Raw genomic sequence first — 23,977 nt, 5'->3', positions numbered from 1 at the left:
GGGGAGAGGGACGGATGGGCCGGGACCGGCTTGGACATGTAGACGGCTTCACCGCCGTAGGCGCCGTCGGGCACCACCCCCGGCTCGGCCACGAAGCCGCGCCCCGCCCAGAACCGCTCGGTGCCGCCCACGGCGACCAGCGAGATCCGCTCGTCCCCGCGCGTCCGGGCGGTGCCGGTCAGGTGGTGCAGCAGGTGCCGCGCCAGCCCTCTGCGGCGCAGGCCGGGCGCCACGACGATGTCGTGCAGGTGGAGGTTGCCGGGCGGGAACGCCGTCGCGGCCTCCTCCGCCCGCGTCAGGTCCGGGTAGCGGTGCGGCGGGTAAGGGAGGGCCAGCAGGTATCCGGCGGTGCGGGCGCCGACGTCCACGACGAAGCAGGTGTCCGGCGAGGCGGCCGCGCGGGACTCCAGCGCCGCCCGGCCCTCCGACAGCCCGAGGCCGGTGTAGGCGTCCCGCTCCAGCGCCACGACGGCGTCCCAGTCCCGGTCGGCGAGGGCCCGGACGCGCACGGTGTCAGTCATCGGCGCCGGTCCCCTCGGGGCGCTCCGCCCAGGCGTACGGGAGCGGGGCGAAGCCGTTGAAGCCCAGGGTCGTGTAGCTGGTCGCGTAGGCGCCCGAGGACAGCACCCAGACCGGGTCGCCCGAGGCCAGTGCCCGCGGTACGGGCACCAGTGCCTCCTCGTGGGAGTAGGCGTCGTCGCTGTCGCAGGTGGGTCCGGCGACGACGGCCGGGACGGTGGGCCCGCCGGGGTGGGTCGGGAAGACCAGCCGGTACTGGAGGGCGTCCATCTCGTACAGGCCGTTGAACTTGCCGCAGCTCAGGTAGAGCCAGTGCCGGCGTTCGCCGTCGGCGTCCCGGCGTTCGGTGAGGCGGGCGACGTGGGCGCGGATCGCGCCGTGGTCGGCGACGAGGTGCCGGCCGGGTTCGATGACGAAGTCCAGCGGTCCGCCGTGGATCCGGCGGAGGTCGTCCGTGCCCTCCCGGATCACCGCGAAGATCTTGTCCAGCGGTGGGTCGAGAGGGGTGCCGCGCCGGTCGCGGTAGCCGAGCGCGGGCAGGCCGCCGCCGAGGTTGACGTGGTCGACGCGGATGCCGCGCCGGTCCAGCGCGCGCAGCACCCCGCCGAGGTCCTCGACGGCGGCGTGCCACGCCTCGCCGGTCATCTGCTGGGAGCCGACGTGCACGGACAGGCCGGCCGGGACCAGACCGGCGTCCCGGGCCCGTTCCATGACGCGGACGGCGTCGCCGGGCGAGCAGCCGAACTTGTTGCTGAGACCCCACACGGCGCCCGCCCCGCCGGTCGCCACCCGGCAGAAGACGCGGGCGCCGGGGGCGTGGCGGGCGAGGGCGGCGACGTCCTGGACGCTGTCGGTGGCGAAGGTGCGGATGCCGAGCCGGTACGCCCCGGCGATGTTCCGGTCGGACTTGACGGTGTTGCCGTAGTGCACGCGCCCGGCCGGCACTCCGGCGCGCAGCGCCTGTCCGATCTCGCCGGGGCTGGCCGCGTCGGCGCCGGCGCCGCGTCGGGCCAGGGTGGTGAGGACCTCGTCGACCGGGCAGGCCTTCATCGCGAACCGCACCTCGACGCCGGGCAGTTCCCGGCGCAGGGTGTCGTACCGCTGCTCGATGCCGGCCAGGTCGTAGACGATGCGGTCCTCGGTGGCGGCGGCGAGGGCGGCGGCCAGGGGCTCGCCGAGGACCGCGCCCGGCGCCGGGCCCGTCACCGCGCTCACCGCGGCGCCACCGGCGGCCGGACCGGGGGCGTGGCCTTGGCGGCGGCGACCAGCCCCTGCCACGCCTCGGTCAGCAGGGCGAAGTCGGCCATGTCGCCGCGCGCCTCGTCGAGGAGCCGCTCGCGCCGGCCGGCCAGCAGGTCGGCGAAGTCGGCGTACGGGCCGCCGAGGCGCCGGTAGGCGCTGTCGAGGGCGTCGAGCCTGCGGACGTTCTCCGCGGTGGCCAGGCCGGTGCTCTCGCGGGCCAGGGCGGCGACCGCGGCGGGGCGGGCCCGGCCGTGCTCGTCCAGGAGGGTGTCGCCCGCCTCGGCCATGCGGTCGTAGACGAAGTGGAAGTAGAGCATCGACAGCAGGAACTTGGCGAAGCGGGTCTGGTAGGCGAGGAAGCCGGGGCCGGTCCGTCGTTCGCCGGTGTAGTAGTTGACGATGTTGCGGTTGTGCAGCACGCCGGGCAGCCGGGCGTCGTGCACCAGGTGGATGAGGAAGTAGTCGCTGCCGATGGTGTCGCGGGCGGGCGGCAGCGGTACGCGTTCGCTGACCGTCTCCCCGTGAAAGGCGATGTTGCACATGTCGACCCGCATCGGGTCGACCACCGTGAGCAGCGAGTGGTCCGCCGTGAAGGGGTCGGTGCCGGCGCCGGCGAAGGACTCCTCGACCAGGTCCCGTTTCTGCTCGGGGGTCCAGTCCTCGGGCGCCCACAGGGAGACCACGTCGTGGTAGACGCCGGGGTCGGCGTCGCGTATCCGCGCGATGTCCACGGAGAGTTCGCCCACGAAGGAGCTGCCCACCATGGCGACCCGCCGTCCCAGCAGACCGTCGGCGAGGTCGGACTCGGTGACGCCGGGCAGGGCGTCGGCGGCGGGCCTGCCGAGGGAGAGCAGTTCGTGGTGGACGGGGAAGACGGTGCGGCCGTCCACGCTCTGGTAGCGGCTGTCGGAGTCCCGGCGGTGCACGGACTCGCAGCCGAGCGCCGCCGCGATCAGGAAGGCGCGGTTGGTGCAGGCGCCGTAGGACACGCCGTCGGGCAGCATCAGGTCGAGGAGCAGCTCGGGCTTGGCGCTGCCGGAGCGTGCCGTGACCCGCTCCAGGAAGTCGCGCTGGGCGCTCTCGTCCAGGTGGTGCGCCGTGATCCGGGGGTGCGGGGGCAGCCGCCGCAGCGCCTCGGCGTGGGCGGCGTGGTCCTCGGGCGGGCAGGAGTCGAGGACCAGCAGGTGGACCTCGACGTCGAAGTGGGCGGCCGCGTGGGCCGCTTCCTCGCCGAGTGCCGTGATGGTGTCCGGGCAGTGCCGGTTGGTGGGCAGGGTCAGGCAGATACTGCGCATGCGGCGTCCCCGGTGGCCTCGTCGGTCGCCTCGTCCGTGCCGGTGCCGGCGTCCTCGTGCCAGGACGTCAGGCCCAGCAGCCTGGCGCCCAGTTCGTTCAGTTCGGCCGGGCCGTAGCGCTCGGACTCGTGGCGGTGGGCGTCGCCGAGGAGCGTGCCGTTCCAGTCGGGCGTGGTGAGGTTGCGCCAGGAGTCGACGCGGGAGTCGCGCAGCCGCCGGTGGCTCTCCAGGGCGGGCATCATCGACAGGTACTGGACGGCGCGCACGCCCTCGCCGGAGACGTTGGGCGCCACTCCGTGGGCCAGCAGGCCGTTCCAGATGAGCAGGTCGCCGGCCTCCAGGTCGGGCCGTACGACGGGCATGTCCTCGCGGTCGATCGCGGGCCGGATCGGGTCACGGCCGTCGGGCTGGAGCGCCTTCCACCGGTCGAAGCGGCGGAACAGCTCGGGGCAGCACTGGAAGCCGCCGTGGTCGGGCTTGGTGTCGTTGAGGGCGATGATGCCCTGGACGCGCTGGGGCAGTACGCCGAGCGTGGTGTCGACGTCCCAGTGCAGGTCGATGTCGAAGCCGCGCTCGGGCTTGTCGATGAGGGCGCGGTCGCGGTTGCCGACGTTGGGCGGGTTGAGGTTGAGCCGGTCCAGGGTGACCCACAGCTCCTCGCAGTCCCACACGTCGACGAAGGCGTCGTACACGCGCCGGGTCTGCCGGCTGTCCCAGATGAGCTGGTGCTGGTACGCCTCGACGAAGCCGTAGATGTGCAGTTCCCGGTCGAGGTCGGAGCGGTACTCGCGGTCCTGGTACCAGGTGTCGGGGCGGTCCGGGTCGAGGCCCTGGAACTCCCAGGCGAAGTCGAGCAGCCGGCGCGCGGAGGAGGCGGGTATCGCCTCCTTGACCACGACGTAGCCGTACGTCTGCCAGTGCGCGAAGTCCTCCTCGGACAGCACCCGCAGCGGGCGGGTCTTGTCCAGGTCGCGCAGCTGGGTGCGGGCCAGGTAGGTGTCGGCGTCCGCGCTGAAGTAGGGGATGTCCGACGGGGCTCGGTGGAGGTAGGAATCGGGCGTCGCCATGTGGTGCTCCAGATCCTCGCCGTCGCACCGTGCGGCAACGGCGGTGTGTGCGACGGAGGTCGGGCCGTCACACATCAGGTCGGTGGGGGCAGCGGGGCCCGCTCGCGTCCGGGGGCGGAGCGGGGCGACGAGGGCGGCTCGGACGGACGGGGCTCTCCCGGTTCAGGGGCTCGCCCGGTCCGCGCTCTCGTCCGGAATGGTCGTCTCGTCCGGGGTGGTCGTCACGGAAGTGGTCGTACGGAAGGCGTCGCGAGCGGTCTTCGCAGCCCGGCCGCGGCAGGTGCCCGGCGCGGTGACTGGTGTCCCATGTGTCCCTCGCCGAACGTGCGCCTCACAATGGACTAGACCAAGGGAGGGTGTCAACACCCGCCCCGACGAGGAGAGTTGTTACTTCCGAGTTCGGCGACACCCCTCTTGACAGGCGTGGTTAACCTGAACGCGCACCCTCTTGGTCTATACCAAGAATCGTCACCGAAAGGCGCGCCCGATGGCCTCCAGCAAGCACAACGGCGAGCTGCGCCGGCTCGCCCTCTCCGTCCTCCAGCCGGGATTCGTCGGCACCGAGGCGCCCGACTGGGTCCTGCGCGACATCGGCGACGGCCTGGCCTCCGTGGTGCTCTTCTCCCGCAACATCGTCTCCACCGAGCAGGTGGCCCGGCTGACCGCGCAACTGCGGTCGGAGAACCCGGAGTTGATCGTCGCCATCGACGAGGAGGCCGGCGACGTCACCCGGATCGAGTCGGCCACCGGATCGTCCCGGCCGGGCAACTTCGCGCTCGGCACGGTCGACGACACGGAACTGACCGTGGCCGTCGCCGCCGACCTGGGCCGGCAGCTGCGCACCGCCGGGGTGAGCCTCGACTACGCGCCGAGCGCGGACGTCAACTCCAACCCCGACAACCCCATCATCGGCGTACGCTCCTTCGGCTCGGACCCCGACGTGGTCTCCCGGCACACCGCCGCGTGGGTCCAGGGCCTCCAGTCGTCCGGCGTCGCCGCCTGCGCCAAGCACTTCCCCGGCCACGGGGACGTCGCCGTCGACTCGCACCACGCCCTGCCGGCCTACGGTGCCGGGCGGGACGAGATCGCGGCCCAGGCCCTGCCCCCGTTCCGGGCGGCCCTCGCGGCCGGGGTGCGCGCGGTGATGAGCGGCCACCTGCTCGTCCCCGCCTACGACCCCGACCTGCCGGCCACGCTCAGCCGGCGCATCCTGCGGGACCTGCTCCGCGGCGAACTGCGTTTCGACGGGCTGGTGGTCAGCGACGCCATCGAGATGGGCGCCGTAACCCGCCGGTACGGCATCGACGGCGCCACGGTGAAGGCCGTCGCCGCCGGGGTGGACGCGATCTGCGTCGGCGGCGAGAGCGCCGAGGAGGCCACGACCGAGCTGCTGGTCAAGGCGCTGACCGCCGCGGTCGCCGCCGGTGAGCTGCCGGAGGAACGGCTGGCCGAGGCGGCGGGCCGGGTACGGGAGTTCGCCGGCTGGTCCGCCGCGCTGCGGGCGTCGGCCGGGGACGCCGGGGAGACGGCCGGCGACGGGATCGGACACCTCGCCGCCCGCCGCGCCGTCCGGCTCACCGGGGCCGCGCGCGAGGCGCTGCCGCTGACCACCGCGCCGCACGTGGTCGAGCTGGCACCGGTGACGAACATGGCGATCGGCAAGGAGACGCCGTGGGGCGTCGCCGACCCGCTGCGCGAGCGGCTGCCCGGCACGACCTCGGTGCGGGTGCACGACGAGGAACTGCGCGAGGGAACGGTGGAGTTGACGAGCTGCGCCCTCGAACCGGCCGCGGGACGCCCCCTGGTCGTCGTGGCCCGCGACGCGGCCCGCCACCCGTGGATGAGCCGCGCGGTGACCGGCCTGACCACGGCCCGCCCCGACGCGATCGTGGTGGAGATGGGCCTGCCGGGCACGATCACGGTGGCACATGCCCAGATCTTCACGCACGGCGCGAGCGCGGCGTCGGGGGTGGCGGCGGCGGAGGTCCTGGCGGGGACGGACTGACACATGGGGCCCGATGACCCGGACCAAGAGGGGCGGGGCTGCGGCCTCGGCCCCCGAGAGAGAGACCCGAGGATGACACCGCACCGTTCCCAGCCGCGCCTGTCCACCGTGATCATGGCCCACCCGCGGCGGCGGGCCGCGGCACAGGCTCTGGGCGAGGCGCACCCCGCGCTCGCCGCGCGGGTCGTCACCGACCCGGAGCCGCAGGGTCCGCCGTCGGCCCTGCGCACCGCGCGCCTGGCCTGGCGGTCCGTGTCCGCCGACGCCACGCACCACCTGGTGCTCCAGGACGACGCCGTGCTCTGCCCGGACTTCGCGGACACCGTCGCCGCGCTGGCCGCCGCCCGCCCGCGGGACTCCGTCAGCCTGTTCACCGAGTGGGGTTCGCGCACCGCCAACGCGGTCCGTGCCGCGGCGCTGCTCGGCCACGCCTGGGCGCCCGTGGTGGACGACTACCTCCCGTCGGTCGCGCTGGTGCTGCCCGCCGGACTGGCCCGGGGGTTCGAGGAGTACGCCGCCGTGAAGGCCGCGCCCGACGCGCCCGACGACGTCACCCTGCTCGACTACCTGCGTGACGTCGGCCGGGTCGTCCCGGTGGCCGGCCCGGTCGACCATGCCAACCCGCCGAGCCTCGTCGGCAACGACGTGATGGGCCCGCGCAGCGCCGCCTGCCTCGCCCCCGCCGGCGACCCGGAGGGCTCCGTGCTGCCCGCGATGCGCGCGGTGCCGTACTTCTGCTGGTGGGAGCAGCTGGCCGTGGTCTACCTGCGCGACCCGGCGAGTCCGGACGGCTGGCGCCGGGTGCCGGCCGAGGAGGCGCTGCTGCAGCGGGGCATCGGGCGGGAGCGGGTCGTGGCGTCGCTGCGAACGGCGCTGGAGAGCGTCCCGCACCGGGCTTTGATCCACGACCGGGTCAGCGACGTCCTGCTCGCCGAGGTGTGGACCACCGCCTACGCGCTGGGCGTGGTGACCCGGGACCTCGGCGGCTTCCCCGACCTCGGCCGTCCGGCGGCCCGGGAGGCGCTGGCCACGCTGGCGCCGGGGGCGCTGCGCAGGGTCGTGCCGGTGCGTTGGCTGGCGGCCGTGGGCGAGCTGCTGTACCCGCTGGTGGCGGCGGCCGTGCTGGGGGGCGCGGCGGACGCGGAGGCGGCGGGGCACGGCTCGTGAGGTGCGCCCGCCCGCCGCGGGTCGCCCCGCGACGGGTGCGCGGGGCTCAGCGGGCGGTGCGGGTGTGGACGTACTCCACGAGGCGGGTCAGCGCGTCCGGTTCGGTGGTGGGCAGGACGCCGTGGCCGAGGTTGAAGACGTGGCCCTCCAGTCCCGCCGCCGCGTCCAGGACCTCGCCGGCCTTGGTCTCGACGGCCTGCGGGGTGGAGAAGAGGACGGCGGGGTCCAGGTTGCCCTGGAGCGCCTTGCCGGGGCCGACCCGGCGGGCCGCCTCGTCCATCGGGACGCGCCAGTCGACGCCGACGACGTCCGCGCCGGCCTCGCCCATCAGGCCGAGGAGTTCGCCGGTGCCGACGCCGAAGTGGATGCGCGGCACGCCGTATCCGGCGACGGCCTCGAAGACCTTGCGGGAGGCGGGCAGCACCGAGGCGCGGTAGTCCGCGGGCGACAGGGCGCCGACCCAGGAGTCGAAGAGCTGGACGGCGCTCGCGCCCGCCTCGATCTGCACCTGCAGGAAGGCCGCGGTGATGCCGGCGAGCCGGTCCAGGAGGTCGGCCCACAGCTGCGGGTCGCCGTACATGAGCGCCTTGGTGTGCTCGTGGTTGCGGGACGGCCCGCCCTCCACGAGGTAGCTGGCGAGGGTGAACGGCGCCCCGGCGAAGCCGATCAGCGGGGTGGCGCCCAGCTCGCGGGTGAGCAGGCCGATGGCCTCGCTGACGTAGGTGACGTCGTCGGGGGTCAGCTCGCGGAGCCGGTCCAGGTCCGCGCGGGTGCGGATCGGGTTCTCGACGACCGGGCCGACGCCCGGCTTGATGTCGAGGTCGATGCCGATGGCCTTGAGCGGGACCACGATGTCGCTGAAGTAGATGGCGGCGTCCACGCCGTGCCGGCGGACCGGCTGGAGGGTGATCTCGGTGACCAGTTCCGGCCGCATGCAGGACTCGAGCATCGGGATGCCCTCGCGCACCTTGAGGTACTCCGGCAGCGAGCGCCCGGCCTGCCGCATGAACCACACCGGGGTGTGCTGCACCGGCTCGCGCCTGCAGGCCCTGAGGAACGCGGAGTCGTACGTGGCGGTCGGCGGCTGGCCCGCGGGGCTCTGGTTGGCACTCACACCGGCAAGTCTCGCACGGCGCGCGGACGGTCCCGGACCGCGGGTGGGGCGGCTCCCGCGCGCCCTCGGGGTACCGCGGGATCCGGACATCGCGTCCGCACGCGGGTGTCCCTCCCTGCGCCGGGCCGCCGTTCCGCTTAGTGTTCCCCGCATGGCTGCGGCTCAGGGACGACTGTCGGACGGCGCTGGCGGAATGGACGAGGCGAAGGGAACCGAGGAGGAGGCCCGGCACAAGGGGAGTACGGCACCGCCGGCCTTCACGGCCGCCGTCGAGGCCCTGCGGGCCGCGCGGCTGCGGCCGCAGATCGAGGTGGAGCCGACGCGCGCGCCCCAGCGGCTCGCCCCGCACACGTACGCGCTGGAGGCCGCGGTCGTCGACGGCGACGAGGACCTGGCGGACGGCCGGCTGGTGCTGCTGCACGACCCGGCCGGGCACGACGCCTGGCGGGGGACCTTCCGGCTGGTGACCCTGGTCCGGGCCGAACTGGAGCCGGAGATGGCCGCGGATCCACTGCTGCCCGACGTGTGCTGGTCCTGGCTGACCGGCGCGCTCCAGGCCCGCGGGCTCACGTACGGGGAGCCGAGCGGCACCGTCACGCGCGCGAGCTCCCACTACTTCGGGGGGCTCTCGGCGCGCCCCGCGGCCTCGCAGATCGAGATCCGGGCGTCCTGGACGCCGCGGGAGGGTCTGGGCGGCGTCCCGGACACCGCGGCGCACCTCGCCTCGTGGTGCGACCTGCTGGCGCAGGTCGCGGGCCTGCCGCCGGCCGGGCCCGGCGACGCGTCGATCGTCACGCTGCCGCAGCGCCGCGGCCCGCAGTCGCGCTGACCCGCTCTTCCTTTCCTTCTTCTCCACCAGAGGGCTTCCGCCTTCTCCACCAGGTGGCTTCCGCACGGCTGGGAAACGTTCCGTCACTTTGTCGACACGGCCACTTTCGGCCGCGTATCGACAAAGTGTGAAACCGTTCGATCTTCGAATGATCGACCGCGTGTCCGAATTGCTCGGATTGTTACTCACCAGATCGTGATCATTCTCTAAAGGCGAACGGGTTCGGTGCCGAAGACGACTGTGACCTTGAAAGCACGGTTCGTCCCGCCTTCACCCCACGAGCCGGCCCCGTCCCCGCCCCCCAGGAGGCCTGGTGTCCGTTCTCCTCGAGCAGCCTGCAAGCCTGGTCGCCTACCGCCCGAACAAGCCGACCGCCATGGTGGTCGTGGCCGACCAGCGCGTCCGTTCCACCGTCACCCGCCACCTGTGGGCGCTCGGTGTGCGCGACGTCATCGAGGCCTCGTCCGTCGCGGAGGCTCGTCCCCGCATCGGCAACCCCCGCGACATCTGCGTCGCCGAAGTCCACCTCCCCGACGGCTCCGGCCTGACCCTGCTGTCGGAGACCCGCGCCGCGGGCTGGCCCAACGGTCTCGCCCTGTCCGCCGCCGACGACATCGGCGCCGTGCGCAACGCCCTCGCCGGCGGCGTCAAGGGCTACGTCGTCACCGGCACCCGCACCAACGTCGGGCTCCCCACCCGGCCGGGCGCCGCCCCCATCGGTGCCGCCGCCGCCCGCCTGCACCGCCGCCCCCCGGGTGCCCCGAGCCACCCGGGCGGCTACCGCGAGCTCTCCGGCCGCGAGGTGGAGGTGCTGCGACTGGTCGCGGAGGGCCAGTCGAACAAGGCGATCGGTGTCTCCATGGGCCTGTCCGCCCTGACCGTCAAGAGCCACCTGGCCCGCATCGCCCGCAAGCTCGGCACGGGCGACCGCGCCGGGATGGTCGCGGTGGCCCTGCGCACCGGCATCATTCACTGACCCCGTTCACCGACCTGACTGGTTTACGACCCCCCGGCGCCCGCCGACGGAACGTTCCGTCGGCGGGCGCCGTCGATCCACCGATAGTCTTGACAGGTGACCGACGCCCACGAAACCGCAGCAGACCGCCCACTGCGAACCACCGGAGGCGCCCCTCCGGACGACGCCGGATCTTCTGTGAGTCAGGCGCCGACCCCCTTGCTCGAACCGCGCGAGGGCATTCCTCCGGTGATCGCCGACGCGGCCGCCCTCGCCGAAGTGACCGCCGCCTTCGCCGCCGGCCACGGCCCCGTCGCCGTGGACGCCGAGCGTGCCTCCGGGTACCGCTACGGGCAGCGGGCCTACCTGGTGCAGCTGCGCCGGGAGGGCGCCGGGAGCGCGCTGATCGACCCGGTGGCCTGCCCCGACCTGTCCGGACTCGGCGCGGCCATCGCCGACGTGGAGTGGGTGCTGCACGCCGCCACCCAGGACCTGCCGTGCCTGCGCGAAATAGGGATGGTCCCCACCCGCATCTTCGACACCGAGCTGGCCGGGCGGCTCGCCGGGTTCCCGCGGGTCGGCCTCGGCGCGATGGTGGAGAACGTCCTGGGCTTCGTCCTGGAGAAGGGCCACTCGGCCGTCGACTGGTCCACCCGCCCGCTGCCCGAGCCCTGGCTGCGCTACGCCGCGCTCGACGTGGAGCTGCTCGTCGACCTGCGGGACGCGCTGGAGAAGGAGCTGGACCGGCAGGGCAAGCTGGAGTGGGCCCGGCAGGAGTTCGACGCGATCGCGTCCGCCCCGCCGCCCGAGCCGCGCAAGGACCCGTGGCGGCGCACGTCCGGCATGCACAAGGTGCGCCGGCGCCGGCAGCTGGCCGTCGTGCGGGAGCTGTGGCAGGCCCGGGACCGGATCGCGCAGCGCCGGGACGTCTCCCCCGGCAAGGTGCTCGGAGACGCGGCCATCGTCGAGGCGGCGCTCGCGCTGCCGGCCGACGCGCAGGCGCTGGCCGCGCTGAACGGCTTCGGGCGGGTCAGCCGCCGGCAGCTGGAGCAGTGGCAGGTGTCGGTCGACCGGGCCAAGGCGCTCTCCGAGTCGCAGCTGCCGCAGCCCGGCCAGCCGGTGACCGGTCCCCCGCCGCCGCGGGCCTGGGCCGACAAGGACCCGGCCGCGGCGGCCCGGCTGTCCGCGGCGCGCGCGGCGGTGACGGCGCTCGCCGAGCAGCTCGCCATGCCGCAGGAGAACCTGATCACGCCGGACACGGTGCGCCGGGTCTGCTGGGAGCCGCCGGCCGCGGTCGACGCCGGCTCGGTGGCGGCCGCCCTGGCCGGCCACGGGGCCCGGCCCTGGCAGGTGGAGCAGGTGACGCCGGTGCTGGTCACCGCGCTGACCTCCGCGGCGGACCCGCGCTGAGCCATCCGGCGGACCCGCGCCGAGCCTCCGCGTGCCCCGACGGTGTGACGTTCGCCGCTCCCGCCGGGGGGACTGGGCAGCTACGTTACTCATAAGTAGCATGGGGACTGAGCGCGCGCTCAGTGCATGCGTGCCGCAGCAGTGCCACCCCGCACCCTGGAGGAGAGCCATCGTGCCTCGTACCGTCAGGGACGTCGTCTTCGTAGACGGCGTCCGCACCCCGTTCGGCAAGGCGGGCCCGAAGGGCGTCTACCACGAGACCCGCGCCGACGACCTGGTCGTGAAGGCGATCCGGGAGCTGCTGCGCCGCAACCCCGGTCTCGACCCGAAGAAGGTCGACGAGGTCGCCGTCGCCGCCACCACGCAGGTCGGCGACCAGGGCCTGACCATCGGCCGGATGGCCGGCATCCTGGCCGGTCTGCCCCAGTCGGTGCCCGGCTACGCGATCGACCGCATGTGCGCGGGCGCGCTGACCGCCGTCACCACCGTGGCCGGCTCGGTCGCCTTCGGCGCGTACGACGTCGCCATCGCGGGCGGTGTCGAGCACATGGGCCGCCACCCGATGGGCGAGGGCGCCGACCCCAACCCGCGGTTCGTCTCCGAGAAGCTGGTCGACGAGTCCGCCCTGTTCATGGGCATGACCGCGGAGAACCTGCACGACCGCTACCCGAGCATCACCAAGCGGCGCGCCGACGAGTACGCCGTGCGCTCGCAGGAGAAGGCCGCCAAGGCGTACGCCAACGGCCAGATCCAGGCCGACCTGGTGCCGGTCTCGGTGCGCCGCACCAACGAAGAGGCGGGCGAGACGGGCTGGGGCCTGGTCACCGCCGACGAGCCGATGCGTCCGGGCACCACGCTGGAGAACCTCTCCGGCCTGAAGACGCCGTTCCGCGTGCACGGCCGGGTCACCGCGGGCAACGCGGCCGGTCTGAACGACGGCGCCACCGCCTCGATCATCGCGAGCGAGGACTTCGCCCGCGAGCACGACCTGCCCGTCAAGATGCGCCTGGTCTCGTACTCCTTCGCGGGTGTCGAGCCGGAGGTCATGGGCTACGGACCGATCCCGGCGACGGAGAAGGCGCTGGCCCAGGCCGGCCTGTCCATCGACGACATCGGCCTGTTCGAGATCAACGAGGCGTTCGCCGTCCAGGTCCTCGCCTTCCTGGAGCACTACGGCATCGCCGACGACGACGCGCGCGTCAACCAGTACGGCGGCGCCATCGCCTTCGGCCACCCGCTGGCCTCCTCCGGCGTGCGTCTGATGACGCAGCTGGCCCGCCAGTTCGAGGAGCAGCCGCACGTCCGCTACGGCCTGACCACCATGTGCGTCGGCTTCGGCATGGGCGCGACCGTCATCTGGGAGAACCCGCACTTCGAGGGGGACAAGTGAGCACCACCGCAGAGCTGCTGAAGGGTGCGGCCGAGCTGTTCCCCGGCGAGGTCGTCACCCAGGCGCACGTACGCCACTTCGACCTTCCCCTCGGTGCCGGGCGCTTCGCCCTGATCACCCTGGACAACGGCCACGACCACACCAAGCCGACCACACTCGGCCCGCAGTCGCTGGCGAACATCGACGCCGCGATCGACCAGGTCGAGAAGGAGGCCGCGGACGGCGACATCGTCGGCGTCGGCGTCACCGGCAAGCCGTTCATCTTCGCCGTCGGCGCCGACCTCAAGGGCGTCGAGCTGCTGAAGCGGCACGAGGACGCGCTGGCCATCGGCAAGGGCGGCCACGACGTCCTCAAGCGGCTGTCGAAGCTGGCCGTGCCGTCCTTCGCGTACTACAACGGCGCCTCCATGGGCGGCGGCGTGGAGATCGGCCTGCACTGCTCCTACCGGACGGTCTCCGCGGCCCTCCCGGCGTTCTCGCTCCCCGAGGTCTTCCTCGGCCTGGTCCCCGGCTGGGGCGGCTGCACCCTGCTGCCGAACCTGATCGGCGCGGACAAGGCCGTCTCGGTGATCATCGAGAACAGCCTGAACCAGAACAAGCAGCTCAAGGGCAAGCAGGTCTACGAACTCGGCATCGCGGACGCGCTGTTCGAGGGCGCGGACTTCCTGGAGCAGTCGCTGATCTGGACGGCGTCCGTCCTCAAGGGCGAGATCGCCGTCGAGCGCCCGGTGATCGACCGCGGCGACGCCTGGGACCAGGCCGTCGCGAAGGGCCGCTTCATCGCGGACGGCAAGGTGCACGGCGCCGCCCCGGCCGCCTACCGCGCCCTGGACATCATCGCCGCCGCCAAGAACGGCGACCTCCAGCAGGGCTTCGACGCCGAGGACCAGGCGCTCGCCGACCTGATCATGGGCGGCGAACTGCGGTCCGGCATCTACGCCTTCAACCTGGTGCAGAAGCGCGGCAAGCGCCCCGCGGGCGCCCCGGACAAGTCGCTGGCCCGCCCGGTCACCAAGGTCGGCGTGGTCGGCGCCGGCCTGATGGCCTCCCAGCTCGCGCTGCTCTTCCTGCGCCGCCTGGAGGTCCCGGTCGTCCTCACCGACATCGACCAGGAGCGCGTCGACAAGGGCGTGGGCTACGTCCACGCCGAGATCGACAAGCTGCTCGGCAAGGGCCGGATCAACCAGGACAAGGCGAACCGGCTGAAGGCCCTGGTCTCCGGCGTCCTGGACAAGGCCGAGGGCTTCGCGGACGCCGACTTCGTCATCGAAGCGGTCTTCGAGGAGATGGGCGTCAAGCAGAAGGTGTTCGCGGAGGTCGAGGCGGTCGCCCCGGCGCACGCGATCCTCGCCACCAACACCTCCTCCCTCTCCGTCTCGGAGATGGCGTCGAAGCTGAAGCACCCCGAGCGGGTCGTCGGCTTCCACTTCTTCAACCCGGTCGCGATCCTGCCGCTGCTGGAGATCGTCCGCGGCGAGCAGACCGACGAGGCCTCGCTGGCCACGGCGTTCGGCGTCGCGAAGAAGCTGAAGAAGACCGCGGTCCTCGTCAAGGACGCCCCGGCGTTCGTCGTCAACCGCATCCTGACCCGCTTCATGGGCGAGATCCAGAACGTCATCGACGAGGGCACGCCGGTGGACGTCGCGGAGAAGGCGGTGGAGCCGCTCGGCCTGCCGATGTCCCCGCTGGTCCTGCTGGAGCTGGTCGGCCCGGCGATCGGCCTGCACGTCTCGGAGACCCTCAACGGGGCCTTCCCCGAGCGCTTCACGGTCTCCCCGAACCTCAAGGCGGTCGTCGAGGCCGGCAAGCGCGGCTTCTACGTCTACGACAGCGGGAAGCCCGAGCTGGACCCGGAGGTCGCCGCGCTCCTCAAGCAGGGCGACACCGTCCTGACCGAGGAGCAGGTGCGGGCGCGGGTGCTCGACGCGGTCGCCCAGGAGATCGGCCTGATGCTCGACGAGGGCGTCGTCGCCGAGGCCCAGGACATCGACCTCTGCCTGATCACCGGTGCCGGCTGGCCCTTCCACCTGGGCGGCATCACGCCGTACCTGGACCGCGAGGGCGTCTCGCAGCGCGTGAACGGGAAGCCGTTCCTGGAGGCGGGCGTGGCGAGCGTGCCGGCGTAGCCTCCCGTACGACGACGAGTGGGCCCCCGCCGCACGGCGGGGGCCCACTCGCGTGACGTGGTGGGGACCGGTCAGTACCCGTACGGCGTCGTGCCCGCGGTGACGTGCGCGACGGCGAAGAGGACCGGCGTCGGGGAGGACTCGTTGCCCGCCGCGTCGACGGCGAACACCTCGACCGTGTGCCGCCCCTCCTGCCACGGCCAGCCGGAGTCCCAGGCCCACCGCCCGTCGACGGCGACCGGACTCCCGCCCAGCAGGGTGCCCCCCGCCCTGAACCCCACCTGCGCGGCGCCCGGGGCGAGGCCGGTGAAGCGCACGGCTCCGCCGGCGATACGCTCGTACGCCATCGGGGACCGTACGACGGGGGCCGCGAGTGCGCCGGTGGGAACGTCATCGGCAGGTGCCGGGCCGGTCGGCGCCGCGCCCTCCGCGACGGCGAACGCGACCTCCGTCGTGACGGAGTGGGCCCCCGCCGGGTCCACGGCGAAGATCTTGACGCGGTGCTCCCCCGTGGCCCAGGGTTTGGCCGGCTCCCAGGACCAGGTGCCGTCGGCCGCCACCGGCGGGGACCCGAGAAACTTGCCCTTCTCCCACAGGCTCACCCGTACCGCGCCGGCCGCGGACCCGGTGACCCGCCAGCCCGTGCGGGGCAGTTGGCCGCCCTGCGCCGGCCGGACCACCACCGGGGCGGCGAAGGCCCCCTCGGCCTTGACCCGGGCGGTCTCGCCGAGGAACCGGTCGATGGCGGAGGTGTCCCGGTCGGGCTCCTCGTAGCCGTGGCGGGTCAGTCCGAGCCGGGGCGCGATCCCTTCGACCAGCAGGTAGGCGATCCCGAGGAGCGGCGGTACGTTCCGCACGGTCACCTGGTTGTGCTCCCGCACGAACGGGGACTCGCTGTGGAGGTAGTTGAAGTTCGGGTAGTGGCGCAGCATCTCCAGGTAGGGCTCGATCTGGGTGGGGTACTGCTCGTCCTGCGGGGACGACACCAGGTAGATGTTGGCTTCGCGCCCGGCGCCCGCGGCCAGCAGGTCCGGCAGGATCGAGTCCAGGACCCGGGCGTTCTCCTCGGGCAGCCCCTCGCCCAGCATGGACCGGCCGACCTTGGGATACGTCTCCCGGACGAAGGTGCCGATGCGGAGCTGCGGCACGCACGCCACGATGTTGCGGAAGCCGTAGCGCAGCCCGTAGTACAGGGCCGCGCTGGCCCCCTTCGAACTGCCCCAGAGCGTCACGTCGTCCGGGGTCAGGCCGAGGGCCCGCACCACCCTCGCGATGAGGCCGGCGACCGAACTCTCGACGGAGAAGTCCATCTCCCGGCAGAGGTAGTAGGTGAGCCCACCGTCGAAGCGGTCGCGGATCCACAGGATGTTGGACCGCAGGTCGTCCAGGACTCCGGTGGACCATCCGTAGTCGTCCGGGGCCGCCAGGTTGGCGAAGACGACGGTCAGGTGGCGGTTCCCCTTCTTGGCGTGGGCGAATCTGTACTCCACCGGGCGCGCACCTGACGTGTCGATCCCGGTGATGATCTGGCGCCCGTTCGACGTCGCTCTGGGCATCTGCGGCTTCCTCTGGTGAGTTGGTCCGGTCGGCGGACGTGCGGTCAGTAGCCCGGCGCGAGGTGCCCGGCGGGTTCCTGGACGTACATGACGGTGAAGGCGGCCGTCGCCGGCGCGGACCGGCCGCCGACCGCGTCCACCGCGACCACCTCGACCAGATGCGGCCCCTCCGGCCACGCCCAGCCCGGGTCCCAGCCCCAGCCGCCGTCCTGCGCGACCGCCACCGCGCCGAGGGGCACTCCGTTCTCGCGGAAGCCCACCTGTACGGCGCCCGGCGCGTTGCCGTGGAGGGCGACCGACGGTCCGACCTGCTGCCCGGGCACCGGTACGTCGACGACCGGTGGGGTCGGTCCCGCAGGGGCGGGACGGTCGACCACCGTGAAGGGCACCTCGACCCGGCTGGAGTGGAACCCGGCCGGGTCGACCGCGAAGATCTTGACCAGGTGCTTGCCGGTCGCCCACGGCTTGGCCGGCGCCCAGGACCAGGAGCCGTCGGCCGCGACCTCCGGCGACGCCACGAACTTGCCGTTCTCCCACATGCTGACCCGCACCGCCCCGCGGGCCGTCCCGGCGAAGCGGAGGCCGGTGGCGGGGGCCTCGCCGTTGTAGTCCGGGGCCGTCACCACGGGCGGCGCGAACGCGTCGGCACCCTGCACCTTCGAAGTGGCGGAGAGGTAGGCATCGATGTCCGACGTCTCCCGGTCGAACTCCTCGGCGGCGTGGCGCACGAACCCGAGGCGCGGAGCGTAGCCGTCGGCGAGCAGGTTCAGCAGACCGACGAGTGCCGGGACGTTCCGCCGGGTGACCGTGGCGTGGCCGGTGATCGTCGGCGACTCGCTGTACAGGAAGTTGAAGTTGTCGTACCCCTGGAACATGCCGAGGAAGGGCTCCACCTGCACCGCGTAGTGCTCGTCCTGGGGTGAGGAGAGCACGTAGATGTTGGCGGCGCTGTTCGCGCGGGCCCGCACCAGGTCGGGGAGGAGGGCGTCGAGGAACCGGGCGTTGTGCGCCGGGGCGCCTTCGCCCAGCATGTAGGCGGAGACCTTCGGGTGCCGCCGCTCCAGGGCGTCGCCGACGAGGAACTGAGGCACGATGGCCACGATGTTCCGGTACCCGTACCGGAGCCCGAAGTACAGCGCGGCGCTGCCGCCCTTGGAGCCGCCCCACAGGGTGACCTGGTCCGCCGTCAGCCCCAGCGACCGCGTGACGTTCGCGATGAGGGTCTGCACCGAGTCCGCCAGGCCGAAGTCCATGTTCCGGCACAGGTAGTAGGCGTTCATCCCGTCGAAGCGGTCGCGGATCCAGAGGATGTTGGCGCGTACGTTGTCGAAGACGCCGTTGCACCAGCCGTAGTCCTCGGGCGCGGAGAAGTTGGCGAACACCACGACGAGGTGACGGTTGCCGCTCTTGGCGTGGGAGAACCGGTACTCGACGGGAAACGGGCCGGACGCCTCGATCCCGTTGAACATCTTCCGCGCGGGCGCCTTGGACATGTACGGAACTCCACTCTCATGACCGCCCCCGTAGGCCGGTTCGGTCGATCGGACATGATGTCGGGATGCCCCTGCCGGACTTCCCGCTCCGCACCGGCCCGCGCCGGCGTCGCCGCCTGGTCGCCGCGGCCTCGGTGCTCGCGCTGTCGGCGCTCCTGGTCACGCTGGTGCCGGTGCTGACCGCGAGGGGGACGGTGCGGTCCCTCCCGGCGGAGCGCGTCCTGACCGTGGCGTCCTGGAACATGTGCGGGGTGTTCTACCGGGAGCGCGACCAGGAGTTCGCCGCCGACCGCTCCGGGCGCCCGACGCACGAGTCCGGTCACAAGCTGGACTGTCTGTTCACCGGCCTGCCCAGGTCCGGCTGCACGGTGCGTGACACCGGCGTCTCCGACCACCGCGCGCTGCTGGTCCGGGTGGACACCGGCTGAGGGCCCGCCGAGTGCCGGCGTCATACGACCGCGCCCTCGAAGGTCCGCCCGCCGGGCATGAGCTGCGGAGGGCCGGCGACCTCCGGCCCGGGCTGCGCGGGCACCGCACCGACCACGGGCGCGGCGACGGGCCCCGGTTGCACCGTCCGGCGCGGCGCGGTGAACCAGCTCCCGGCACGGCCCTGGACCGGCGTCATGGGCCGCCCCGCCTGCCGGGTGTCGACGGTGCCCACGGCCGGTGCCTGCGCCTGCCCGGGAGCGAGGTCGCCGCCGGCCACGAGCATCCGGTCGGCGAGCCGCGCGGAGGCGTAACCGTCGTCCAGGTCGCAGAACTCGCGCTGGAACCAGCGGTACCGGTCGGCGTAGGCCTCCTCGATCCGGTCGATCCGCTCGACGGCCGTCACCAGCGCCTCGGAGGTGTGCAGGAGGGGACCGGGGGCGCTGCTCGCGAAGTCGAAGTAGAAGCCGCGCAGGGTGTCCCGGTAGTGGTCCAGGTCGTAGGTGAAGAAGAGGATGGGCCGCCCGGTGTTGACGTAGTCGAACATCAGGGAGGAGTAGTCCGTGATCATGATGTCGGTGATCAGGGAGAGTTCGGCCATGTCCGGGTAGTCGGAGACGTCGAAGACGAAGCCGTCGCCGGCGCCGGGCACCGGGTCCACGACGTTGGGGTGGCGGCGGACCAGGAGGACGTGGTCGTCGCCCAGCCGGGCGCGGGCGTCCGCGAGGTCGATGCGGAAGTCCAGCTTGTACTTGCCGGGCGCGTAGAACTGGTCGTCGCGCCAGGTGGGCGCGTACATCACGACCCGCTTGCCCTCGGGCAGGCCGATGCGGCGGCGGATCTCGCGCTCCCGCTCCTCGGTGCCGGGCAGCCGGAGGAGGTCGTTGCGGGGGTAGCCCGACTCGACCATCTCCCCGGGGAAGCCGAAGGCGCGCTGGAGGATCGGCGTGGAGAAGCTGTTGGGCGAGACCAGCATGTCCCAGTTCCGCACCTCCTTCTCGACCCGCTCCAGGTAGCGCTGGTCGGCGAAGTGGATGGACTCGATGTCGTGGCCGATCTTCTTCAGCGGGGTGCCGTGCCAGGTCTGCACGACGATCTGGCCGTCGCGCCGCTGGAACCAGTCGGGGAGGTGGTTGTTGGCGACGACGTACCGGCTGGTGGCCAGGGCCTCGTACCACTCGGGCGACCACATGCGGATCGGGATCGCGCTGGGCGGCACCTCCACCTGGTCGTCGCGCACCACCCACAGCTGTTCGAGGTCGGTGCCGCGCCGGAGCAGTTCCTCGTGCAGGGCGCGGGGGCTGTCCGAGTACTGGGTGCCCTTGAAGGCGTCGAAGAGGACGGCGGGGCGCACCCGTTGCCGGCGGGCCGCCTGGTACGCCTTGGTGCGCAGCAGCTTCTGGCGGTAGGGGCCGCGGGCGTAGTCGGGCATGGCTGAGTGGACGAGCAGGGAGAGCCGGTCGTACGCCTCGGCCTGGAGTTCGTAGCGGCGCTCGTTCTCCTCGTACTCCTCGGGGAAGGCGGCGACGAGATCCTGTTCGATCTTCATCATCAGGTCTTCGAGGCGGTCCTCGCGGGCCACCGCCGAGAGGTCCTGCCGGCGCAGGAAGAAGTCCCAGCGGCCGGCCGCGAGCGGGATGTCGCCGGCCAGCGTCCGCATGGCGGCCGGGCTGACCAGGCACCGGAACGCGTTGCCGTCCCACTCGACGGGGACCTCGCGCTCCGCGCCGTGCGCACGGGAGCGGACCACCAGGTGGGCGTCCCGGTACTCGCGCGACGAGAGCCGGTCCGCGGCCAGGTAGCGGCCGTGGATCTCCAGCGAGCCGTCCTCATGCCAGGAGAATCGATTCACCGTCGGCAGGGTGGCGCGCTCGAAGAGGACGAGGTAGCCCGAGCCGTTGCGGTGCACCACGACCTCGCGGTCGCCCTCCCGGGTCTGCAGCGAGCCGGGCATCCGGTAGTGGCCGTCGGGCGTCTCCTCCGCCATCACCGGGTAGAGGGCGCCCTTGCGGCCCGCCACGTGGAGGGTGGTCTTCCAGCCGTTGCTGCCCATGCTCCAGGACTCCGGGATGTCCGCGTCCGCCTGGGCGTCGGCCCGGAAGGCCGGCACCAGCGAGCGCAGGGGGAGCCTGGCCGAGAAGGTGCACCAGCCCTCGCCGCCCGCCGTGAAGTACACGCGGCCGTCGTGCTGGCCCGCGCCGCTGAGACTGGTGACGCGCAGCTTGCCCCACTCCGGCACACGCGGCCCGAGGTAGACCCCGCGCACCTCCAGATGGTCGCCGGTCACGCGGTGGCCGGTGATCCGGCAGCGGACGATCTCGACCCGGAGCTTCAGCTTGCCCTGGAGGAAGACCGGGAGGATGCGGGTGTTCTTGTCGACATAGCGGTACGGTGGGTTGGCGGAGCTTCCCGCACCGCCGCGGTCGATGCCCCGATAGCGGAACAGCCCGCGGCTGAGGACACCGGCGGCCACGTCCCAGGTCCCCTCGACCCACTGGCCCTTGCGCTTCAGCCGGGTCGTGTCGATCCGGGCCTCGAAGCCGGCCCAGTCGTAGCAGTAGCGGTTCTGGTTGGAGTGCTCGGTGGCCTGGGGCGCGTAGGTGGTCCTCGCCGGGGTGATCACCATCCGCCCCTGCTTCTTGTTCCGCAGGGCGATCGCCTTCACCGACATGTGCCGCTTGTGCACGTTGATGAAGCGCACGTAAGCGCTCCCGGTGAGGGTCAGTAGATGGCCGTTGGTGCTCCAGCGGGCCCCGCCGAGCGAGCCGTGCAGGGAGAGTTCCTTGTCGAGCCGGAACGCCTTCTTGTCCAGGCCGACCCCGCGGTCCCCGAGGTAGGGGTACTTCAGGTAGCGCCGGAAGCGGCGCTGGACCGGCATCGGGCCGCCGCGGCGCTCGAACTCGATGACCTCCAGCAACTCGGCCAGCCGCCACTCGCGCACCAGCAGCCACTTGACCCGGGCGTCCGCGGGCAGCTCGTCGATGATGGTGAGGTCGGTCTCGTCGAGGAACTCGTTGGCCCACCGCATGAACGACTGCCGGTACTCCTCGTCCGCGTCCGGCAGCACCTTGAGGTGCAGCATCAGGTCGGACTTCAGGCAGGCGAGGTCGTACTTGCGCTTGCTCTCCTCGTACTGGCGCGAACGGCGGTCGGCCAGGAAGCGGCTGACCGACTGGACCGCCGCGACCCGGTCGCGCAGGTTCGACAGCTCGGTGTGGCGCTGGGTGATCGAGGGCGCGGCCCCGCCCTCGCGTCGGCGCCAGAAGTACACGATGTCGGTGACGACGTCGACCTTGGCGGCGCGGAAGTGGGCGTACATGTTGACCCAGGAGTCCTCGTACATGACGCCCTCGGGGAACGCGATGTAGTGGTAGTCCCAGAAGGACCGCCGGAACATCTTGTTCCAGACGGTTCGGTCGTAGATCAGCGCCTCGAACCGGGTGATGTGCGTGCCCCGCCGGTTCTTCTGCATCGGACCCTTGTGCAGCGGTGACTGCCACTTCTTGGTGGAGTTCATCATCTGCACGTTGCCCGAGACGAAGTCCGACTCGGACCCCTCCAGGGTGCGGACCAGCAGGCCGTAGGCGTACTCGGGGATGACGTCGTCCCCGTCGACGAAGGCGAGGAACTCGCCCTTCGGGTGCATGGCGCGCAGGCCGGTGTTGCGGGCGTGCCCGGGCCCCTGCGCCTCCTGGCGGATCATCCGGAAGCGCGGGTCGGCGGCGCAGAAGTCGGCCGCGATCCGCGAGGAGCCGTCGGTGGAGCCGTCGTCGACGAGGATCACCTCGAAGTCGCGGAACGACTGCCGCGCGATCGACTCCAGGCATTCGGCGAGATAGGTCTCGACGTCCTGAAAGGGCACGACGATGCTCAGACGCGGGTGATCCACCAACTCGTACTCCTACCAAGACATTTCGCCCAGCGGGCTGCCGAACAGTCCGCACTGGACGCCCCTCCCCTGTCCGACGCGGCCACGGCCCCCACCGTGATCGGCCACACCGGAAACCCCTGACAGCCGGAAAGCCCCCCTTCACAGCCGTCACAGGTTCGCCACATCTTATGTCACCCTTAAGGCTGGTCAAGGGGAGTTAATGTGGCGTACATCGCTGTTACCCGCTATAGTTCCCCGCTCGTAAAATGACTGGGCGTGAGCACATATAGTGCTCGCACTGACACGACCGCCCAGCGGGCCGGCCTCCCCCCACCCGGGCCCTGCGACTCCGCCACCGCGGAGCCCGTGAGGAGAGGAACCCACCACCATGACGCACAGCGCCACCACGGAGCCTCGGCGTGCCCGCCGGGCCGCGCCGGACGGCGGTCGCCGCGCGCCACGTCGCCGCAGACGCTGGGGGCGGATCGTCCTGCTGTCGCTCGTCGTGCTCCTGCTCGCCCTCGGCGGTACCGGCTACTGGCTCTACAGCGGCCTGAACGGGAACATCGACGGGGTCGACCTGGACAAGGCCCTCGGCACCGACCGTCCGGAGAAGCTGCCGACGTCGGGACAGAACCTGCTGGTCCTCGGCTCGGACTCGCGCGCCGGCGACAACGCCTCGCTCGGCACCGGCAAGGTCGCCGGGGCCCGTTCGGACACCGCCCTGGTGGTGCACATACCCGAGGGCCGCAAGCAGGCCGTAGCCGTGAGCATCCCGCGCGACACCCTGGTCACCCGCCCCGAGTGCGAGAAGTCCGACGGCTCCGCCCTGCCGGAGGCGGAGCGCGTCATGTTCAACTCCGTGTACTCGCAGGCCGGACCGGCCTGTGTGGTCAAGACCGTGGAGAAGATGTCCGGCGTCCGCATGGACCACTACATGGAGATCGACTTCGCCGGGTTCAAGGGCCTGGTCGACGCCATAGGCGGGGTGCCCGTCACCGTCGAGGAGCCCATCAAGGACGCCGAGAGCGGCCTGGACCTCAGCGCCGGCACCCACACCCTCGACGGCACCGAGTCCCTCGCCTTCGTCCGCACCCGGCACGGCGTGGGCGACGGCAGCGACCTGGGCCGCATCGGGCTCCAGCAGCAGTTCCTGATCGCCCTGCTCAGCGAGGTCAAGAAGCAGGACCTGCTGGGGAGTCCCACCAAGACCTACAAGATCGCCGACAGCCTCACCACCGCGCTCACCACCGACTCGGAACTCGCCTCGCTGACCAGCCTGGCGGACTTCGCGCGCAGCATGAACGGCGTCGACCCGGCCACCATGGAAACGATCATGCTTCCGGTGGCGTACGACAAGACCGACCCGAACCGGGTCGTGGCCGCCGAACCCCAGGCCACCGAGTTGTGGAAGGCCGTCCGGTCGGACTCCGAGATCCCCGAGTCCGCCAAGAAGTCGCCCGCGACGGGCGGCTGATCCCCCGCCAGGATGTCCGCACGGGACCCCTGCGG

The 23,977-nt window shown here is 72.4% G+C and carries 17 protein-coding genes; 9 read left to right on the top strand and 8 right to left on the bottom strand.

Going from position 1 to position 23,977, the window contains the following annotated elements; genetic code table 11:
- From DMH12_RS03640 to DMH12_RS03625, 4 genes are all read right to left on the bottom strand, one after another.
- Positions 1 to 521 (bottom strand): GNAT family N-acetyltransferase (locus DMH12_RS03640; protein ID WP_148107517.1); only part of this gene is annotated, 521 nt, incomplete at its 3' end.
- Complete coding sequence (locus DMH12_RS03635) at positions 514 to 1,725, bottom strand: type III PLP-dependent enzyme (RefSeq protein WP_125490074.1); 1,212 nt, start codon at positions 1,723 to 1,725, stop codon at positions 514 to 516. The genes DMH12_RS03640 and DMH12_RS03635, both read right to left, overlap by 8 nt.
- 5 nt (positions 1,726 to 1,730) lie before the next feature.
- The gene (locus DMH12_RS03630; RefSeq protein WP_125490068.1) at positions 1,731 to 3,056 is read right to left on the bottom strand and encodes a DUF6271 family protein; all 1,326 of its coding nucleotides are present in this window, start codon (positions 3,054 to 3,056) and stop codon (positions 1,731 to 1,733) included.
- On the bottom strand, positions 3,038 to 4,123 hold the full coding sequence (locus DMH12_RS03625) for a YbiU family protein (RefSeq protein ID WP_125490067.1): 1,086 nt from the start codon (positions 4,121 to 4,123) through the stop codon (positions 3,038 to 3,040). Before DMH12_RS03625 ends, DMH12_RS03630 begins: the two co-directional genes overlap by 19 nt.
- 487 nt (positions 4,124 to 4,610) lie before the next feature.
- Between DMH12_RS03625 and DMH12_RS03620 the strand changes: the two genes are divergently transcribed.
- Both DMH12_RS03620 and DMH12_RS03615 read left to right on the top strand, forming a co-directional pair.
- On the top strand, positions 4,611 to 6,128 hold the full coding sequence (locus tag DMH12_RS03620) for a glycoside hydrolase family 3 protein (protein WP_125490066.1): 1,518 nt from the start codon (positions 4,611 to 4,613) through the stop codon (positions 6,126 to 6,128).
- A 72-nt stretch (positions 6,129 to 6,200) separates the two neighbouring features.
- Complete coding sequence (locus DMH12_RS03615) at positions 6,201 to 7,295, top strand: hypothetical protein (protein WP_125490065.1); 1,095 nt, start codon at positions 6,201 to 6,203, stop codon at positions 7,293 to 7,295.
- Positions 7,296 to 7,341: 46 nt separating this feature from the next.
- Here the strand turns inward: DMH12_RS03615 and hemE are convergent, their stop codons facing one another.
- Complete coding sequence (gene hemE / locus DMH12_RS03610) at positions 7,342 to 8,409, bottom strand: uroporphyrinogen decarboxylase (protein ID WP_125490064.1); 1,068 nt, start codon at positions 8,407 to 8,409, stop codon at positions 7,342 to 7,344.
- 151 nt (positions 8,410 to 8,560) lie between these two features.
- On the opposite strand from hemE, the gene DMH12_RS03605 reads away from it, so the two are divergent.
- The 5 genes from DMH12_RS03605 (at position 8,561) to DMH12_RS03585 (ending at position 15,119) form a co-directional block, all read left to right on the top strand.
- Complete coding sequence (locus tag DMH12_RS03605) at positions 8,561 to 9,238, top strand: DUF3000 domain-containing protein (RefSeq protein WP_122618341.1); 678 nt, start codon at positions 8,561 to 8,563, stop codon at positions 9,236 to 9,238.
- A gap of 313 nt (positions 9,239 to 9,551) precedes the next feature.
- Positions 9,552 to 10,214, top strand: a complete 663-nt coding sequence (locus DMH12_RS03600; protein WP_059298226.1) for a response regulator transcription factor — start codon at positions 9,552 to 9,554, stop codon at positions 10,212 to 10,214.
- A 96-nt stretch (positions 10,215 to 10,310) separates the two neighbouring features.
- Positions 10,311 to 11,603: a ribonuclease D gene (locus DMH12_RS03595; RefSeq protein WP_185832129.1), complete on the top strand. Its 1,293-nt coding sequence runs from the start codon at positions 10,311 to 10,313 to the stop codon at positions 11,601 to 11,603.
- 172 nt (positions 11,604 to 11,775) lie between these two features.
- Positions 11,776 to 12,993, top strand: coding sequence for an acetyl-CoA C-acyltransferase (locus DMH12_RS03590; RefSeq protein WP_125490062.1), 1,218 nt, complete (start codon positions 11,776 to 11,778; stop codon positions 12,991 to 12,993).
- Positions 12,990 to 15,119, top strand: coding sequence for a 3-hydroxyacyl-CoA dehydrogenase NAD-binding domain-containing protein (locus DMH12_RS03585; protein WP_125490061.1), 2,130 nt, complete (start codon positions 12,990 to 12,992; stop codon positions 15,117 to 15,119). Before DMH12_RS03590 ends, DMH12_RS03585 begins: the two co-directional genes overlap by 4 nt.
- A 71-nt stretch (positions 15,120 to 15,190) precedes the next feature.
- Here DMH12_RS03585 and DMH12_RS03580 read toward each other — a convergent pair whose 3' ends face one another.
- Positions 15,191 to 16,675 carry a hypothetical protein gene (locus DMH12_RS03580; protein WP_125490060.1) on the bottom strand — a complete coding sequence of 495 codons (1,485 nt, stop codon included), beginning with the start codon at positions 16,673 to 16,675 and terminating at the stop codon, positions 15,191 to 15,193.
- Positions 16,676 to 16,719: 44 nt separating this feature from the next.
- Positions 16,720 to 18,168: a hypothetical protein gene (locus DMH12_RS03575; RefSeq protein ID WP_125490059.1), complete on the bottom strand. Its 1,449-nt coding sequence runs from the start codon at positions 18,166 to 18,168 to the stop codon at positions 16,720 to 16,722.
- A gap of 65 nt (positions 18,169 to 18,233) precedes the next feature.
- On the opposite strand from DMH12_RS03575, the gene DMH12_RS38915 reads away from it, so the two are divergent.
- Positions 18,234 to 18,596, top strand: a complete 363-nt coding sequence (locus DMH12_RS38915) for a hypothetical protein (protein ID WP_185832128.1) — start codon at positions 18,234 to 18,236, stop codon at positions 18,594 to 18,596.
- Positions 18,597 to 18,616: 20 nt separating this feature from the next.
- On the opposite strand, the gene DMH12_RS03565 is transcribed toward DMH12_RS38915, so the two are convergent.
- Positions 18,617 to 22,486 (bottom strand): CDP-glycerol glycerophosphotransferase family protein, encoded by a 3,870-nt coding sequence (locus DMH12_RS03565; protein ID WP_399186537.1) that lies wholly within the window; start codon positions 22,484 to 22,486, stop codon positions 18,617 to 18,619.
- A 367-nt stretch (positions 22,487 to 22,853) separates the two neighbouring features.
- Here DMH12_RS03565 and DMH12_RS03560 point away from each other — a divergent pair, with 367 nt between their 5' ends.
- A complete protein-coding gene (locus DMH12_RS03560; protein ID WP_125490058.1) occupies positions 22,854 to 23,942 on the top strand; it encodes an LCP family protein in 1,089 nt (362 codons plus the stop codon).
- Positions 23,943 to 23,977: the final 35 nt, after the last annotated feature.

It is taken from the genome of Streptomyces sp. WAC 04229 (assembly GCF_003947455.1).
Taxonomy (GTDB): Bacteria; Actinomycetota; Actinomycetes; order Streptomycetales; family Streptomycetaceae; genus Streptomyces.
This window is presented reverse-complemented; position numbering and strand designations above follow the sequence as displayed.